Annotated in this window: 13 protein-coding genes, 1 other RNA gene and 1 other annotated feature; of the genes, 3 read left to right on the forward strand and 11 right to left on the reverse strand. The window is 37.7% G+C overall.

Annotated features, from left to right (window positions below; translation table 11 throughout):
- Positions 1-5: 5 nt before the first annotated feature.
- Complete coding sequence (locus ACLIBG_RS04220; protein WP_439311524.1) at positions 6-1,160, reverse strand: cysteine desulfurase family protein; 1,155 nt, start codon at positions 1,158-1,160, stop codon at positions 6-8.
- 22 nt (positions 1,161-1,182) lie between these two features.
- Positions 1,183-1,605: a cysteine metabolism transcriptional regulator CymR gene (gene cymR / locus ACLIBG_RS04225; RefSeq protein WP_439311474.1), complete on the reverse strand. Its 423-nt coding sequence runs from the start codon at positions 1,603-1,605 to the stop codon at positions 1,183-1,185.
- Positions 1,606-1,957: 352 nt separating this feature from the next.
- On the opposite strand from cymR, the gene ACLIBG_RS04230 reads away from it, so the two are divergent.
- Positions 1,958-3,244, forward strand: a complete 1,287-nt coding sequence (locus tag ACLIBG_RS04230; RefSeq protein ID WP_439311475.1) for a replication-associated recombination protein A — start codon at positions 1,958-1,960, stop codon at positions 3,242-3,244.
- 287 nt (positions 3,245-3,531) lie between these two features.
- The gene (locus tag ACLIBG_RS04235; RefSeq protein ID WP_439311476.1) at positions 3,532-4,185 is read left to right on the forward strand and encodes an RsfA family transcriptional regulator; all 654 of its coding nucleotides are present in this window, start codon (positions 3,532-3,534) and stop codon (positions 4,183-4,185) included.
- 85 nt (positions 4,186-4,270) lie between these two features.
- Here ACLIBG_RS04235 and ssrS read toward each other — a convergent pair.
- The 4 genes from ssrS to ACLIBG_RS04255 all read right to left on the reverse strand — a co-directional run bounded on the left by ssrS (position 4,271) and on the right by ACLIBG_RS04255 (position 8,136).
- Positions 4,271-4,453, reverse strand: a non-coding RNA gene (gene ssrS, locus ACLIBG_RS04240) — 6S RNA.
- Between the two features lie 109 nt (positions 4,454-4,562).
- Positions 4,563-6,335: an aspartate--tRNA ligase gene (gene aspS / locus ACLIBG_RS04245; RefSeq protein WP_439311477.1), complete on the reverse strand. Its 1,773-nt coding sequence runs from the start codon at positions 6,333-6,335 to the stop codon at positions 4,563-4,565.
- Entirely contained in the window at positions 6,325-7,614 is a 1,290-nt protein-coding gene (gene hisS / locus ACLIBG_RS04250) for a histidine--tRNA ligase (protein ID WP_439311478.1), read from the reverse strand. The genes aspS and hisS overlap by 11 nt, the downstream gene beginning before the upstream one ends.
- 81 nt (positions 7,615-7,695) lie before the next feature.
- Positions 7,696-7,913, reverse strand: a binding site (T-box leader).
- Positions 7,914-7,962: 49 nt separating this feature from the next.
- Positions 7,963-8,136, reverse strand: coding sequence for a hypothetical protein (locus ACLIBG_RS04255; protein WP_439311479.1), 174 nt, complete (start codon positions 8,134-8,136; stop codon positions 7,963-7,965).
- A 93-nt stretch (positions 8,137-8,229) separates the two neighbouring features.
- Between ACLIBG_RS04255 and ACLIBG_RS04260 the strand changes: the two genes are divergently transcribed.
- The gene (locus tag ACLIBG_RS04260) at positions 8,230-9,300 is read left to right on the forward strand and encodes an N-acetylmuramoyl-L-alanine amidase (RefSeq protein ID WP_439311480.1); all 1,071 of its coding nucleotides are present in this window, start codon (positions 8,230-8,232) and stop codon (positions 9,298-9,300) included.
- Between the two features lie 536 nt (positions 9,301-9,836).
- Here ACLIBG_RS04260 and dtd read toward each other — a convergent pair.
- The 5 genes from dtd to ACLIBG_RS04285 all read right to left on the reverse strand — a co-directional run bounded on the left by dtd (position 9,837) and on the right by ACLIBG_RS04285 (position 16,420).
- The gene (dtd, locus tag ACLIBG_RS04265) at positions 9,837-10,280 is read right to left on the reverse strand and encodes a D-aminoacyl-tRNA deacylase (protein ID WP_439311481.1); all 444 of its coding nucleotides are present in this window, start codon (positions 10,278-10,280) and stop codon (positions 9,837-9,839) included.
- An 11-nt stretch (positions 10,281-10,291) separates the two neighbouring features.
- Positions 10,292-12,496: a RelA/SpoT family protein gene (locus ACLIBG_RS04270; protein ID WP_439311482.1), complete on the reverse strand. Its 2,205-nt coding sequence runs from the start codon at positions 12,494-12,496 to the stop codon at positions 10,292-10,294.
- Between the two features lie 722 nt (positions 12,497-13,218).
- On the reverse strand, positions 13,219-13,734 hold the full coding sequence (locus ACLIBG_RS04275) for an adenine phosphoribosyltransferase (RefSeq protein ID WP_439311483.1): 516 nt from the start codon (positions 13,732-13,734) through the stop codon (positions 13,219-13,221).
- Positions 13,724-16,057 carry a single-stranded-DNA-specific exonuclease RecJ gene (recJ, locus tag ACLIBG_RS04280; RefSeq protein WP_439311484.1) on the reverse strand — a complete coding sequence of 778 codons (2,334 nt, stop codon included), beginning with the start codon at positions 16,055-16,057 and terminating at the stop codon, positions 13,724-13,726. The genes ACLIBG_RS04275 and recJ overlap by 11 nt, the downstream gene beginning before the upstream one ends.
- 66 nt (positions 16,058-16,123) lie before the next feature.
- Positions 16,124-16,420 (reverse strand): LapA family protein, encoded by a 297-nt coding sequence (locus ACLIBG_RS04285; RefSeq protein ID WP_439311485.1) that lies wholly within the window; start codon positions 16,418-16,420, stop codon positions 16,124-16,126.
- Positions 16,421-16,531 lie beyond the last annotated feature (111 nt).

A 16,531-nucleotide genomic window follows, 5' to 3' on the forward strand; every position in this document is an offset into this window, starting at 1 on the left:
TTCATTCACCCTTTTTTCGCTAACCGTTTTACTACGCCAGCAATAATATTAGCGGCTTCTTTTATATTTTCCATTGTATTATGGTTACCAAAACTGAAGCGAACCGAATTTGTTACACGCTTATCTTCTTTTCCGTACATTGCAGCCAAAACATGGGATGGTTCGATTGATCCCGCTGTACAGGCACTCCCGCTGGAAGCTGCAACTCCTTCCAGATCAAAATTCATAAGCAATGCCTCAACGTTCGTTCTTGGAAAACTTATATTCACAATGGAGGGAACCGTTTCATCAACGACACCATTAAGCTGATAATCAATTTCGTTTGAGCTTAAAATTTGTAAAAAATGCTGCTTAAAACGAGTATACGTTTCAAGTCTGTTTTCTCGGTGATTTACTGCTAGTTCTACTGCTTTTTTAAAACCAATGATACCCATTGTGTTTTCCGTCCCTGCTCTTTTTTTTCTTTCTTGCTCTCCGCCAAACTGGGCAGGAGCGAGTGAGACGTTACTATCTGCATATAAAAAACCAATTCCTTTTGGTCCATTAATCTTATGGGAAGAAACAGTCAGTAAATCAATCCCGCATTCCTTCACATTCAATTCAAGCAGTCCAAATGCCTGTACTGCATCGGTATGAAAATAGGCTTGATGATTTTTCAGTAGCTCACCAATCGCTTTTATCGGTTGAATTACTCCCGTTTCATTATTCACTGTCATAACAGATACAAGGATTGTTTTATCCGTAAGTGCTTTAGCCAAATCTTCTATATTTATTTTCCCTTGCTTGTTTACCGGTAGATAAGTTAATTCGAACCCTTGCTTTTCCAGTTGCTCCGCCGCTCGTAAAACAGCATGATGTTCCTGAACGGATGTAATGATATGGTTACCTTTATGTTTATTAGCTATCGCTGTACCAATCAAGGCTAAATTATCTGCCTCCGTTCCCCCACTCGTAAAAATAATATCCTTCTCATCTGCATGAATACTCTTGGCCATCATTCGTCTTCCTTCATCAACCGTCTGCCTTGCTTTTCGCCCAAATCGATGCATGCTTGATGGATTACCAAAATATTCCTGACTTTCGGCTGTTGCAGTCATTGAGTGGAGAACTTCTCGATCGATTGGTGTTGTTGCCGCATGATCTAAATAGATCATATAAATCTTTCCTTCCTGCTTATCTTTGTTATATATAAAACATATATTCATTATTTCGTTCGACGTCGTCATCATGTTCTGCTAAATCTAATAATGTTGTCTTATCAAGCACTTCTTTAACCGCATCCCTCACTTGAAGCCAAAGCGCCTGCTGAGGAGCTTCTTCCTCTTCCATTCCTTCAACAAGCGTAATTGGCCCTTCTAATACACGAATGACATCACCGGCAGTGATCGCATCGGGTTTTTTGGCCAAAATATAACCACCGTATGCTCCACGTACACTTCTTATCAACCCGGCGTTTCGTAAGGGGGCAGCTAATTGTTCCAAATAATGGGGCGATAATTGTTTTTCCTTGGCGATAGATTTCAGCGGTACCGGACCATCACCATATTTTCGCGTCAACTCAATCATAATAGTTAACCCGTAACGTCCTTTAGTAGTAATTTTCATTTTTATTACACCTCTAAAATCATTTACATCCTTCTGCCAATAAACTCTTGCGTAGAATGACGATTTTTAACCATACAACGATCATATATTCTATTCAACTCATAATCATGAAGTTAAGCTTTATTACTATCTAGCAAAGAGAGAACATATGTGCTAAAATGTGATTTGAATTAGGTTAACTTTTAAATAACTATCACTGTAGTTTGTAATAGGTAGTTTCATTATAATTAATTATTTCCAAGTCATAATAATACATGCTATTATAACATGAATGAATATCTACTTGCATTGAAAGAACCTTTTCTCCTATTATTTATGACTGGAAGATTAAAATATAAAGGATCGATAAAAAATGAGTCAAGCACCTCTTGCATTACGGATGCGTCCTGCCCATATTAATGACATCATCGGTCAGGAGCACCTTGTTCAAAAAGGAAAAATCATTCACCGAATGGTTGAAGCAAATAGGCTTTTATCCATGATTCTATATGGGCCGCCCGGAACCGGCAAGACTTCGATGGCCTACGCTCTTGCAAAAAGTTTACAGATCCCAGCTAAAATACTCAATGCAGTAACAGATAGAAAAAAGGATATGGAAATCGTCGTTGAAGAAGCAAAAATGTCCGGTAACATCGTACTAATCCTCGATGAGGTTCACCGATTGGATAAAGCGAAACAGGACTTCCTGCTTCCACACTTGGAAAGCAATCTAATTACATTGATCGGTTGTACAACGAGTAACCCTTTTCATTCAATTAATCCAGCAATCAGAAGCAGATGCCATTTATTTGAACTTCAGGCATTAACGAGTGAGCATATCAAAACAGCAATCAATCGTGCTATCACAGACGAAACTGACGGATACGGGGGTCTGAATATATCGTTGACGGATGATGCATTGGTACATTTTGCCCAAAGTTCGAACGGTGATTTACGTGCCGCCTTAAACGGGTTGGAATTAGCTGTTCTATCAACACCGGAAAATGAAGAAAATATAATCGAAATAAACTTAGCAAGCGCCGAAGAATGCATGCAAAAGAAAAGCTTTTCCCATGATAAAGGTGGGGATGCACATTATGACGTGCTTTCTGCGTTTCAAAAATCAATCAGGGGCAGTGATGTTAATGCTGCACTTCATTACTTGGGCCGACTGATCGAAGCAGGTGACTTGGATAGTATCGCACGGCGTATGATTGTGATTGCCTATGAAGATATCGGTCTTGCCAATCCACAAGCAGGTCCTCGAGCGTTGGCAGCTGTAGAAGCTGCAGAAAGGGTTGGATTCCCTGAAGCACGGATTCCATTGGGTGTTTCCATTGTAGAACTTGCATTATCACCAAAATCAAATACAGCCTATAAAGCACTTGATCAAGCATTAACAGACATTCGCCAAGGAAACACCGGAGAAATACCTCCGCATTTAAAAGATGCTCATTATGCAGGAGCAAAACAATTAGGCAGAGGGATCGACTACAAATATCCGCATAACTATGAAAATAGCTGGATTCCGCAACAGTATATGCCCGATGCAATTAAACATAAACAATACTTTTCACCGAAAAACAGCGGAAAATTTGAGCAAGCTATGAAACAAGTTTATGAAAAAATTATTGCTGACCAAAAGAAACACTCAATGTAAGTATAATTCCTTTTTCAATAGGTCATAATATTTGTAGGCATTGTTGCCAGTCAGTTACAAGATGATTTAATTAGTAAAATAGATTTTTTAATTGTAACGACACTTTACTCTATCAAACATTACAGTTAAGAATATAAAACTTCTAGCGCTCGGTTAATGTCGTATGTGCTGAATAGTAGTAGGATGATAATTCTGCGGTGTAGCCAGACATAGCCTGTTCAGTCTTGATTAGAACAAAGCCAGGATTTTTATACATTCTTACCTATTGAAAAAGGAGCTGAATCATTTTGGCTAAAGTAAGACAGGATGCTTGGTCCCATGAAGATGATCTATTATTGGCAGAAACGGTACTACGCCATGTGAGAGAGGGTAGCACCCAACTTAATGCTTTTGAAGAAGTTGGTGATAAACTGAATCGTACGTCTGCTGCTTGTGGATTTCGCTGGAATGCAGAAGTAAGACAAAAATATGAAAGTGCTGTTGACCTTGCCAAGCGACAACGAAAAGAAAGAAAACGTACGGAAGCAACCCAATTGAAACTAACGAATCCCGAGCCCGTACAATTGACGAATAACGAATTTGTACTAGAAAATGAATCATTGGAAACGGAGAATAAAACACCTATTACCGTGGATAAGGTCATCGAATTTTTGCACAATATGAAAGAAGACTATCATGTCGCAAATCAATCAAAATTTACTTTGCAACAACTTGAAAACGAAAATACTATGTTGAGGGATCATGTTAAGAAAATGGAAAAGCAACTAGCTTTAACGGAGGAAAAATTGGAAACGGTACAGGAAGATTACCAAATGTTTATTCAAATTATGGAACGAGCCAGAAAAATGACCGTACTCGATGATAAGGGTAGTCTAAAGGCGCCTTCATTTAAAATGGACAAGAACGGCAATTTAGAGCAGATGGCACATGGATCCAACTAGTTGAATAGAGCACCATATATTAGAGCAAAAAAACTGACTTGCTAGCACTTAATTGCGCTAGCAAGTCAGTTTTGCATGTAAGCTTATCAATCCCAATTATGCCGTCTAACATCCAGTTTTGATCCCGCTCTTGGCAGGTGGGTGTTTTGTCTTACATCTTATGCTTCCACTTCGATAGAGGCATGCAAGCAATGTAAAAACGAGCAAACTCCCAATATTATAGATGTTCGGTCAAAACGATTTAAATAGACAAACACATCAGGATTTACTTCTAACGACTTTGTAATTTGATCTTATCATAGCTTTCGTCTTTTTTCAATAATTATGAAATTTAATTATTCGTTACAAATGTTACAATTTCACATCAAATGTAATCTTCAGTCATTTTTTTCAATCCGCTGAATAGATAGCTCTTCCAGTTGACTGTCATCTACTTCGCTCGGTGCATCCGTTAATAGATCGGAGGCGGAAGCCGTTTTTGGAAATAATATCGTATCCCTTAAATTTTCTTTACCGGCTAACAACATCACGATCCGATCCAGACCAAATGCAACTCCCCCATGAGGAGGTGCACCATATTCCAACGCTTCAAGCAAGAAACCAAACTGCTCTTTTGCTGCCTGTTCTGAAAAGCCTAGTACGTGGAACATTTCGTTCTGTAATTCTTTTTGATGAATTCTTATTGATCCACCGCCAAGCTCAAATCCATTCAATACAAGATCATAAGCGTTTGCACGTACACTTCCTGGTTCAGAACGTAATTTATCGATATCTTCTTCAACCGGAGATGTAAATGGATGGTGAGCCGCAGTGTAGCGCTGCTCTTCTTCATCATATTCAAGCAGTGGCCAATCGACGACCCAAAGGAAGTTAAACTTTGATTTATCAATCAACTGCAGGTCTTTACCGAGCTTTAATCGAAGAGCTCCGAGACTATCATGAACAATATCCGTCTGATCAGCTACAAATAATAGTAAGTCGCCACTCTCTCCATTCGCCCGTTCTTTTATTAATTGCTTTTCTTCATCCGATAAAAATTTAGCTATTGGTCCACTCAGTTCATTATCCTTTATTTTCAACCAAGCAAGTCCTTTAGCACCGTATATTGCTGCATATTCCGTCAGCTGATCAATATCTTTTCGGGAATAATTATCCGCCTGGCCTTTTACATTAATAAGGGCCACTTTCCCGGATTTTTTCACTGCACCACTAAAGACGTTGAAAGAAGAATGCTCTACAATGTCCGATACATGAATTAACTCCATATCAAATCTTGTATCCGGTTTGTCCGAACCGTAACGTCTCATTGCTTCTGTATAACTCATTCGTTCAAAAGGAGCAGAAATATTTACTTGCTTCACTTCCTGCATCACCTTTTGCATCATCTTTTCAACCATCTCCATAATTTCTTCACTGGATAGAAAAGCTGTTTCAATATCAATTTGTGTAAATTCAGGCTGTCGATCGGCACGTAAATCCTCATCACGGAAACAACGGGCAATCTGATAATACTTTTCGAACCCGCCCATCATAATTAACTGCTTGAATAGTTGCGGTGACTGCGGTAAAGCATAAAACTCTCCGTCATGTACACGACTTGGCACTAAATAGTCCCGTGCTCCCTCCGGCGTACTCTTTGTCAAAATAGGCGTTTCCATTTCAAGAAATTCTTCATTATTTAAAAATTGACGGACTACTTGTGTTATTTGATGACGAAGTTTGAATGTATCTTGCATTTCTTTTCGTCTTAAATCAATATAACGATACTTTAAGCGAAGCTCTTCTGATACACCTCCAGCTTCATGCAATAAAAATGGTGGATTTTTGGATTTGTTCAATACTGTTACATTTTGAACAACTACTTCTATTTTTCCCGTAGCCAAATTAGGATTAATCGTCGATTCTTCTCTTTTTACTACTGTCCCCTTAACTTCAAGGACGTACTCACTTCGGACTGATTCAGCTATTTCCAAAGCTTCTTCGGATTCATCCGGGTTAAATACGATTTGAACAATTCCTGAATGATCGCGCAAATCAATAAAGATAAGACCACCCAAGTCTCGTCTACGATCCACCCAGCCTTTCAACAGCACTTCTTCATTCATATTTTCTTCGTGTAATGTCCCTGCCAATATTCTTTTATTCAACATCGTGTCCTCCCAGCAATGCATTTGTCATCATTTCCATCAATTTGTTCATAGGTACTTCCGTTTGTTCACCTGTTTCCATCGAACGGACAAGTACCATGTTTTGTTCCAATTCAGTTTCTCCCAGTATAAGTACGTATTTTACTTTCAATCGATCAGCACTCTTGAATTGTGCTTTCATTTTCCGGCCTTGATAATCTTTATCCGCTTGTATTCCGTTCTGCCTTAATTCATTTAAAAGGCGAACAGCTTCTTTTTCCGGTTCTTTTCCGATCGCAACCACATAGCAATCCAGCTTTTGTTCAACGGGAACATTAACTTTTTCAGCATCAAGTGCCATTAATAAGCGTTCCAATCCCATGCCAAATCCAATACCAGGAGTATCGGGTCCGCCCAAATCGGCTGCAAGTTGATTATATCTCCCTCCACCCAACAATGTTGTAATCGCTCCAAAACCTTCCGATTCACTCATTATTTCAAACGCCGTATGATTATAATAATCCAATCCTCGAACTAAATTTTCATCAACTACATAAGGGATATCCATTATATCCAAGTATTCTTTCACCTTATTAAAATATTCTAATGACTCATCGTTCAAGTGGTCAAGAATAGAAGGTGCGGTTTTCATTGCCGGATGTTCCATATCCTTTTTACAGTCTAATATTCGCATTGGATTTTTCGTTAGCCTATCTTTACAGTCGGAGCAAAGCTCGTCCTCGAATGGCGAGAAATGATCTACTAAAGCTGCACGATGACTTTTACGGCTTTCCTTATCACCCAAACTGTTAATAACTAATTTAATGGATTGTAATCCAAGTTCTTTGTAGCATGCCATTGCAAGTGCGATCACTTCTGCATCAACTGCTGGGTCCGCACTCCCAAGTACTTCCACTCCAAACTGATTTAATTGTCGCATTCTTCCTTGCTGTGGTCGCTCATAGCGAAACATCTCAGCAAAATAATAAAGCTTTACCGGTTGGTTTATTGCACCATATAATTTATTTTCAACAAATGCCCTTACTACTGCTGCGGTGCCTTCCGGGCGCAATGTGATGCTTCGCCCTCCACGATCTGTAAATGTATACATTTCTTTTTGGACTATATCTGTTGTATCTCCTACTCCCCTTTGAAATACTTCAGTATGTTCAAATAGCGGCGTGCGAATCTCCTCAAAATGAAATCGATCGCAAATATTTTGTATGACTTTTTCAACATACTGCCATTTACGGATATCCGGTGATAAAATATCAACCGTTCCACGTGGTGCTTTCATTTTCATTATAGACCCTCCTGAACATCATTTATTTTCATGTAAATAGTAAAAAAGAACATAAAAAAACTCTCTATCCTATTATTCAAAATAAGGGACGAGAGTACCCGCGTTGCCACCCTGATTGATGCATGACGCATCCGCTCTTGGCAAGTAACGCTTGCTACACGGCCATGCCTAATCGATCATTCAGCACAGCTCCTAAAGAATTGTCATTCATTAAGCCATTATGTTGAAAATGTTTTCAGCCAGGACATTTCCTCTCTTTCCATATGGATCTTAACTACTGATTCCCTTACCGGATTTAATCGTATTTATTGAAGTTGATTCTAATATTAAGGTTTACTCCTAGCATTGTCAAGTACGGTTTATTTTTCTTTTCAACATGTTTACTTCCCCAAGTGTAATACCAAATTCTTCTGCTATTTCAATTTGGTTCGATTTACTTTCCAATTCCATAAATTTATGAAAATTCACTTCAAATATATCTTTATCATTTAAAGCTTGCCAATGATTTCGATTCATACGCATTGTTTACTCCTCCCTTTAATATTAGTTTTGCCTATATCAAGGTTTTTTATTATACTGTATGGAACAGTGTATTGGATGGGAGGCTGTGTCTGCATGAAAACGAAAGCGTTATTCAAGTTTTTATTTATTATTATGATTATTGTATCCGTGCATCCACTCTCTGTACAAGCAAATGCAGCTAAGCAGACAGCGGTTATTGAAACAGATCATTTGAATGTACGAAGTGGTCCCGGAACACACTTTGAGCAAATTATTCAAGTACATGAAGGAGAAATTTATTCCGTCATGCAAATAGAAGATAACTGGATCAAAATTAAATTAGAGGAAGGGACCGGGTGGGTTGCTAAAGAATACATAACAATAAAGAAAACAGAATCAAGTCAATCATTTGAGGAAATAAAACTTACGAAAGGTTCAACATTTGAAATCAAGTATGCTAACACCCATATTCGTAAAGAGCCGTCCCTTAAAAGTAAAATCATTCACTTCGCAGATAAGGGAGATAATTTTGATATAGTTGATATCCACAATGATTGGGTGAAAGTGAAAAACGATGATTACACTGGCTACATAATGAAAAAGGTAATTGTCAGCAGTATTCCGGCATATGAAAAAAAACTTCAAAATAAAATAATCGTCATCGATGCGGGCCACGGTGGTTATGATGTTGGTGCTATTGGAAATGAAGGTACATATGAAAAGGATCTTACCCTACAAACTGCTAAGCTACTGAAAGAAAAACTAACAATGTTTGGTGCGAAGGTCTATCTCACAAGAAATAATGACTACTATTTAAGCCTTTCCAGCCGAGCTAGTTTAGCTAATTCTCTCCCTACAGACCTGTTTATGAGCATCCATTACAACAGCTTTCCTGACGCTGCGGACATTAGCGGAATTAGCACCTATTATTATGACGAACAACATATGAAGATCGCCAATCATGTTCAAAATAAACTGATAGAAAAAACAAATGACACAGATCGCGGTGTAACTTTTGAAGACTTTCAAGTATTGAGACAAAACGGTAAACCAGCTCTTTTATTGGAACTTGGGTTTATATCAAATGCGAAAACGGAACAGAAAATATTAACGAATCAATATCAGGAAAAGTTAACAGATGGAATGATCCAAGGTATAAACATTGGTTTTACGGAACAGAAATGAGCTAGGATATAACTACCAAGCTAAAGAGGATAAGTAATCCAAGCGAACGATTTGCTATAGTTATTTGTTGTAAAATGCGACGTAGCTGCAATGTTCTTTCCCGCTGCGGACAGTCGCTTTCCACGGGCAACACTTCAGCTTCCTCGAAAGCAAACACCGCTTCCTGCAGGATCTTCAGTTGGGACTGTGCGTATATGCCCGCCCCACCGAAAATATTTGTCGTAACGCCTTCATGACCAACCTCATGTAGCCCGAGGCTTACCGCGAGTCCTCGGCAAAGAAGACACCTTGAATGCGAATGCATGAACGGATGTCGCGCTTGTGTCCTGCGGGTGAAAGCGAAATGTATTTTCGGAACGGTTTTTCTGCTCAACTAGAAATTTCTAGCTATTGCGCAGTTTATGGATATTTAGTAGCGACAAGGAATACAAGAACACGCAAAAAAATCCGAACTGTTGCAAATTCTAATTAAAGAATTAAATCAATCGTTCGGATTTTTCTTTAGCACAATATAATTTTGTTTTAGCTGTGTTCTTTTATTCGTTACTATCTAAAACAAATGTTACTGGTCCGCTATTTGTTAGCGTCACTTTCATCATTTCTCCAAATTCGCCTGTTTCAACGGGGACACCAGACTCCTTGAAAATTGCATTAAATTTTTCATACAAATTCTGGGCCTTCTCCGGTTTCGCAGCGTTCATAAAATTCGGACGCCTTCCTTTACGCGTATCTCCATAAAGGGTGAATTGTGAAATAGATAGAATACTACCATTGACATCTAAAAGCGAACGATTCATTTTATTTTGATCATCTTCAAATATACGAAGATGCATAATTTTATTCGCTATATATTTCACATCGCTCATTGTATCCTCATGTGTTATACCTACAAATACAACTAACCCTTGATCAATTTGGCCTACCGTTTTACCTTTTACAGTGACATTTCCTTTTTCTGAACGCTGTATAACAACTTTCATTATAATCCCCTTTATTGCGTTGTTCTAGTTACTGTATAAACATCCTTGATTCGTTTAACTCGATCGACAATTTGCTGTAAATGACCAATATTATTTATAAGAATCGTCAAATGAATTGTCGCCATTTTATTACGGTCAGATCTTCCTGTAACTTGAACGATCGATGTTTTTGTTTCATTGATCGCTTGTAATATTTCATTTAATAATCCGTGACGATCAAAGCCGGAAATTTCAAGATCGAGTTGATACTCTTTTGTATCAGTAATTTCATTTTTCCATTTCACATGTAAAAACCGTTCTTTCGCTTCTTCTGTTTGTACATTCGGACAATCAGCCCGGTGAACGGAAACACCTCGACCTTTTGTTATATAACCTACAATAGGGTCTCCAGGAACCGGGTTACAGCAACGAGATAAACGAACTAATAAATTATCGACTCCTTCTACTTCTACACCTGAATCTCTTCTGCCAGTTCGACTTTTTGGCTTTTCATCTTTCTTCACTTCTTCAATGGTCGTTTGTAAATCTTGTTCTTTTTTTCTAGTATGTCTCAGCTTTTCCGTTAATCTTGTTGCTATTAGCGCGGCTGTAATTCCTTGATATCCGACAGCTGCATACATATCTTCCTCACTTGAAAAATTAAACTTTTCATAGACCCGATCAAGATTTTCCTGTGTGACTACATCTTTAATGTCAAATCCTAGCGATTCAATTTCTTTTTCAACTTGTTCTTTTCCTTTAATAATATTCTCTTCTCGCTTTTGCTTCTTAAAAAATTGTTTGATTTTATTTTTAGCTTGCGATGTTTGCGTAATCTTTAACCAATCCTGTGATGGTCCATAGGAATGCGCCGAGGTCATTACTTCTACAATATCGCCATTTTTCAATTTATAGTCAAGCGGTTCCATTTTCCCATTAATTCTAGCGCCTACAGTCTGGTTTCCAATTTCGGTATGAATACGATAAGCAAAATCCAAAGGAATCGATCCTGATGGCAATTCTATAACATCGCCTTTTGGTGTAAAGACATAAACCATATCAGAAAACAGATCAACTTTTAACGACTCAACAAATTCTTCAGCATCATGTGTTTCATTTTGCCATTCCAGGATTTCTCTGAACCAAGTCAGCTTTTCCTCAAAAGATCTTTTATCTTTATGAATTTGTTTTCCTTCTTTATAGGCCCAATGCGCTGCAATTCCGTACTCAGAAATTTCATGCATTTCACTGGTCCGGATTTGGACTTCCAGTGGATCCCCCTTAGGACCGATCACTGTCGTATGCAGTGATTGATACAGATTGGGCTTTGGCATGGCAATATAATCTTTGAACCTGCCAGGCATCGGCTTCCAGCATGTATGAATAATTCCAAGTGCCGCATAACAATCTTTTATACTATTCACGATAATCCGTACAGCCAATAAATCATAAATTTCATTAAATTGAACTTTTTGTTTTACCATTTTTCGATATATACTGTATAAATGTTTCGGTCTACCTGATATATCTGCATCAATATGAACCTTTTTTAATTCATTGCTGACGCCTTCCATAACATCTTCAATGTAATATTCGCGTTCATTTCTTTTTTGCTTCATAAGTTGGACAATCCGATAGTATTGTTGTGGGTTTAAATACCGTAACGCAGTATCTTCCAACTCCCATTTTATCGTCGACATACCTAGCCGATGTGCTAACGGAGCAAATATTTCCAGCGTTTCATTAGAGATTCTTCGTTGTTTTTCCGGTGGTAAATGCTTTAACGTACGCATGTTATGCAGCCGATCTGCCAGCTTTATCAAAATGACACGAATATCTTTAGCCATCGCAACAAACATTTTGCGGTGATTTTCAGCTTGAATAGCTTCTTTTGATTTATACTTTATTTTGCCGAGTTTCGTTACTCCATCAACGAGCATTGCCACCTCATGATTGAATGCTGATTCGATCGCTTCGAGACTTACATCTGTATCTTCTGCGACATCATGTAAAAACCCCCCGGCTATTGTTTCTTGATCCATTTCTAGCTCAACAAGAATTCCGGCAACCTGGATCGGGTGGACGATATAAGGTTCACCGGATTTTCGAAATTGGTCTTTATGTGCATCTTTTGCAAATTCATAAGCACGGCGAATAAAATCAGTATCTTCTGTTGTTAAATAAGTGCTCGCTCGCGCGATAACATCATTTCCCGTTAAAATTTCATCTTTAGCCACATAATCACCTTTATTCGCTATTTATACATGTTCTACCCGAACGCTTTCTATAAAAACCTTATTGATAGAGCTCTTATAATTTAGTATTGAAAATTTTTGCTTAAAAGTAAAGTAATTAACTATAAGAAAAGCGCAAGCGCCCTGCCTAGAAACGTAGCGACTGGACTGAAGCATCTAAGATAAAGGAATCACGATGAGCACCACGAATCGATGATGACTTATCGCAAGGCGCTACAGGAAGTCGCCTAGTTTCTGGGTGCTTAAGCTAGACAGCTACGCGGAAAATTTTATACATTCTTATCTTTTTAGAAAACTTGGCTTATCGCCAAGCCTTTATGACGAAAGCCTTAGTTGCACTTATGCAGTATGAAAGTTATATACTTTCATATCTGCTAAACATAGCGCAAGCGCCCTAGTTAAGCCTTAGGCATAGCTTAAGCAAGAAAACGTAGTGGCGGATTTAGTCACGAAGATTTATTGCTTAAGACCTCAAAGGACTGAGCACTTAAGCTAGATTGCTATGCGTATAATTTTATACTTTCCTCAACTATAAAAGTGCACCTTTATATAAGTTCATAATACATAATTGCTTTTTCTACAAGAAATACATGGTAAATTACATGCTGGATAAATTCTATCATTTCCTGGCGTGACAATAAAGGGGCAATTATAAGAACAGGTCTGACTTTCAAATGTTTGAAGTCAGACCCTGGAATGTCCCTTTACTCATAACGCATGAGTGTAAAGACGTCATAATTTTTCAACTTATCCATTCCATTTAGATATGAAAGTTCGATTAAAAAGGCACATCCTGCCACGATTCCACCCAATTCTTCCACTAATTTTATTGTTGCTTCTATTGTTCCTCCTGTAGCAAGCAAATCATCGGTAATTAATACACGTTGACCCGGTTTTACGGCATCCTTGTGTATTGTCAATATATTGTCCCCATATTCAAGACCATAATCAACTTTGATTACATCGCGTGGAAGCTTTCCTTCTTTTCTGACTGGAACAAAACCTGTTTCCAGTGCATATGCAACAGGGCATCCAATAATAAATCCTCTTGCTTCAGGACCAACAATAATATCTGCTTTCCTTTTTTTTGCATAGTCAATGATATCATTGACTGCGCTTTTGTAAGCTTGGCCATTATTCATTAAAGGAGTAATATCCTTAAATTGGATTCCTTCTTTCGGCCAGTTTTCTACTATTTTAATATGCTCTTTATAATCCATATACTGCTTCCTCCTCAGGAATATCCACGCGCATTAAGCAATCTGACAACCACGTTTTTAATTGTCCGTAACCGGAATAGTACAACACTTTTTCAATTTCTGATTGATTTAGCTGCTTGCAATACAATTCAGATTCATGTAAATTTCGTTTTTTTATGTCCGTTGCCAGTTGAACAATACGATTATTTACGATAATAAAATCCAGTTCCAAAAACACTTCAATCATAAATATAATCCGATCTTTTGACCAGCCTTTTTGTTTCATTATAATATGGAGGTCTTTTTCTAGATCTATTTCTTTTTTCTGGATTAATAGTGCATAAAACCATTTAAACGCTTCTCTATCAGGGAATATATCCAGATAGGAGCTTTTTTCCACAGTATAATTGGCATGAATAATGCTTGGATTTGTTATTTGAATGATATTTTTTAGTTTATCCAATTCATAGGGCATGTCGAAAATAAATACGACATCATACTGCTGCAGTGTATCAGGGTCTGTCTCATAAGTTATCTGGTCTACATGTTCATGCTGATCAACCAATGGGTGTTTATTTTTCCCAATAATGAGGTGTTTTTTTCCCAATATTATATTCGATTCTATCGCATCCATACTCTTTCGACCACGATGGTCAAATAATTGCCATTCGTTTACTTGGATATCCTCGATTAGTATTTGTGTTTTTTTATTACCGTTCCACTCATTAATACTTAGTTCCCCAACAATTTCAACCGGTGTCTGATTGGCTATCCTATAATATAAATCGCCTTTATGAAATCCAACTCCATCTAGCCACTTATCATTATGTTTAAACTGCAGTTTTAAATGATTTTTCATTGCTCCCATTTGTTTCAATTGGGTAGGTATTGCTTTTAAATGAAAAACTGGTTTTGGATTCTTCATACCAAATGGTGCTAATTTATTAATTTCATTGACAAGCTGTTCATTCATATCAGATAATTCTAGTGTTTTATTTATGTTTATGAGTTGTTTGAAATCTTCCTCATTTAGTTGCTCATGTATTAAATTATCCAAAGAGGCTTGAATTTGCTCCAGATGTTCATACGGCAATGTCATCCCCGCTGCCTGGGAATGACCGCCAAAGTTTGTAAATAAATGCCTAATCTTCATGCAGTTTTGAAACAGGTTAAACGCTGGAATACTTCTAGCGGATCCTTTAAGTTCGCCTGTATCGGAATTTACGGTTAATACAATTGCCGGTCGATAGTATTTTTTAACGAGGCGAGATGCTACTATACCGAGCACGCCTTCGTTCCAATCTTCACGATGAACGATAATTACACCGTTTTTTTCCTTAGTTTCCAATAACTGTTCGGCTTCTTTTACAATTTTAGCAACGATTTGTTGACGCTGTTGATTGATCAAGTCAATTTCTTTGGCCATTTCATCTGCTTCCTGCTCATCCGTTGCCATTAGCAATTCTACGGCAAGACTAGCATCTTGCAATCTTCCAACAGCATTAAGTCTTGGAGCAAGTAGAAACCCAATAGCTTCTTCAGTTATAGATCCTTCCACATTGCAAGCTTTTTTTAAAGCTTGTAACCCTAGATTTTTTGTTGTAGCTAATTTTCGCAAACCATGATAAGCAAATACTCTATTTTCTTCAATGAGCGGAACTAAGTCAGCAATTGTTCCGATTGCAGCAAGATCCAATAAATGATCTGGGAAGTAACCAAGTAAATGCTGTGCAAATTTAAAGGCAACTCCGACTCCTGCAAGTTCTTTAAAGTGATATTCGGGTGAGAGCTTCGGATGTATAATAGCAAGTGCTTCAGGAATCTCTTCCTGTATTTCATGATGATCCGTTATAATTAAATCGATACCGATTTTTTTGGCAATAAATGCTTCATGAACAGATGCAATTCCTGTATCTACAGTAATAATTAAAGTGATTCCTCTTTCATGTGCTTGTCTAAAAGCGGCTTCATTTGGCCCATAGCCTTCAGTAAATCGATTCGGTATGTAAAAATCACAATTCGCTCCTAGTTCCCGAAGCGCATGAAGTATTACTGCGGTAGAACAGACACCGTCTGCATCATAATCACCAAAAACAAGGATTCTTTCTTTACTATCTATTGCTTTATGTACACGTTCAGCAGCAATATCTATCATTGCTAGTTGATACGGACTAATTAACTGTTCTTTGCTCGGATTAAGAAATTGTTTCGCATCTGCTTCTGATTGAATACCTCTTTGCTGAAGGAGGCTCTTTACGATGGAATTGGTATGATCAATTTCTGTATTCTCCTGCTTATTCATTTCCGTTTCTAAAAAATGCCATTTAGCATTACTCTTTAACATAAAGTCACTCCTGACGAATTAATTATACAAAAGGAGATCAAGGAGTGCAATGTTGGCTTTAACTCTTTATTCCTCCGGTTTGTCCTCTTCTACAAGCTTATTCTCCTGTAGAATTGCTTCTTTCTGATCATTTGCTACTTTCAATTTTTTTATTTCGCGTTGTAATCGAATAATTTTTACACTGCCTGCTATCGCTGTAACGATACAGCCAAGAAGCACGGAAAATAATATAACTAATATCAGGGGTGATTTCCCACTCCAAAATAAGTAGTTAACTTCCACACTGCTCGTGTTTGTTAGGGCAAAAACAGTAATTATAATAATAAAGACGATCGTAAATATGACGTACGTCTGTCCCCTCATCTTTTTTCCTCCCTCTAAAACACTTTCAAGTAATGACTGAAGAGTAGCGAATACCTATTTTATAAAAAGTGCCCCTGAATCATTTCATTATTCATATCGAAGCAGAGGCAC

The sequence above is a fragment of the Virgibacillus sp. W0181 genome (assembly GCF_051846915.1).
Taxonomy (GTDB): Bacteria; Bacillota; Bacilli; order Bacillales; family Amphibacillaceae; genus JBPYCR01.

Bases quoted from the DNA above. Each gene is read 5' to 3' on its own strand.
- hisS (WP_439311478.1), bottom strand. From the start codon at position 7,614: ATGAAAATGAAAGCACCACGTGGAACGGTTGATATTTTATCACCGGAT.
- recJ (WP_439311484.1), bottom strand. From the start codon at position 16,057: ATGTTAAAGAGTAATGCTAAATGGCATTTTTTAGAAACGGAAATGAAT.
- cymR (WP_439311474.1), bottom strand. From the start codon at position 1,605: ATGAAAATTACTACTAAAGGACGTTACGGGTTAACTATTATGATTGAG.
- ACLIBG_RS04285 (WP_439311485.1), bottom strand. From the start codon at position 16,420: ATGAGGGGACAGACGTACGTCATATTTACGATCGTCTTTATTATTATA.
- ACLIBG_RS04275 (WP_439311483.1), bottom strand. From the start codon at position 13,734: ATGGATTATAAAGAGCATATTAAAATAGTAGAAAACTGGCCGAAAGAA.
- ACLIBG_RS04255 (WP_439311479.1), bottom strand. From the start codon at position 8,136: ATGCGTATGAATCGAAATCATTGGCAAGCTTTAAATGATAAAGATATA.
- ACLIBG_RS04230 (WP_439311475.1), top strand. From the start codon at position 1,958: ATGAGTCAAGCACCTCTTGCATTACGGATGCGTCCTGCCCATATTAAT.
- ACLIBG_RS04260 (WP_439311480.1), top strand. From the start codon at position 8,230: ATGAAAACGAAAGCGTTATTCAAGTTTTTATTTATTATTATGATTATT.
- aspS (WP_439311477.1), bottom strand. From the start codon at position 6,335: ATGTTGAATAAAAGAATATTGGCAGGGACATTACACGAAGAAAATATG.
- dtd (WP_439311481.1), bottom strand. From the start codon at position 10,280: ATGAAAGTTGTTATACAGCGTTCAGAAAAAGGAAATGTCACTGTAAAA.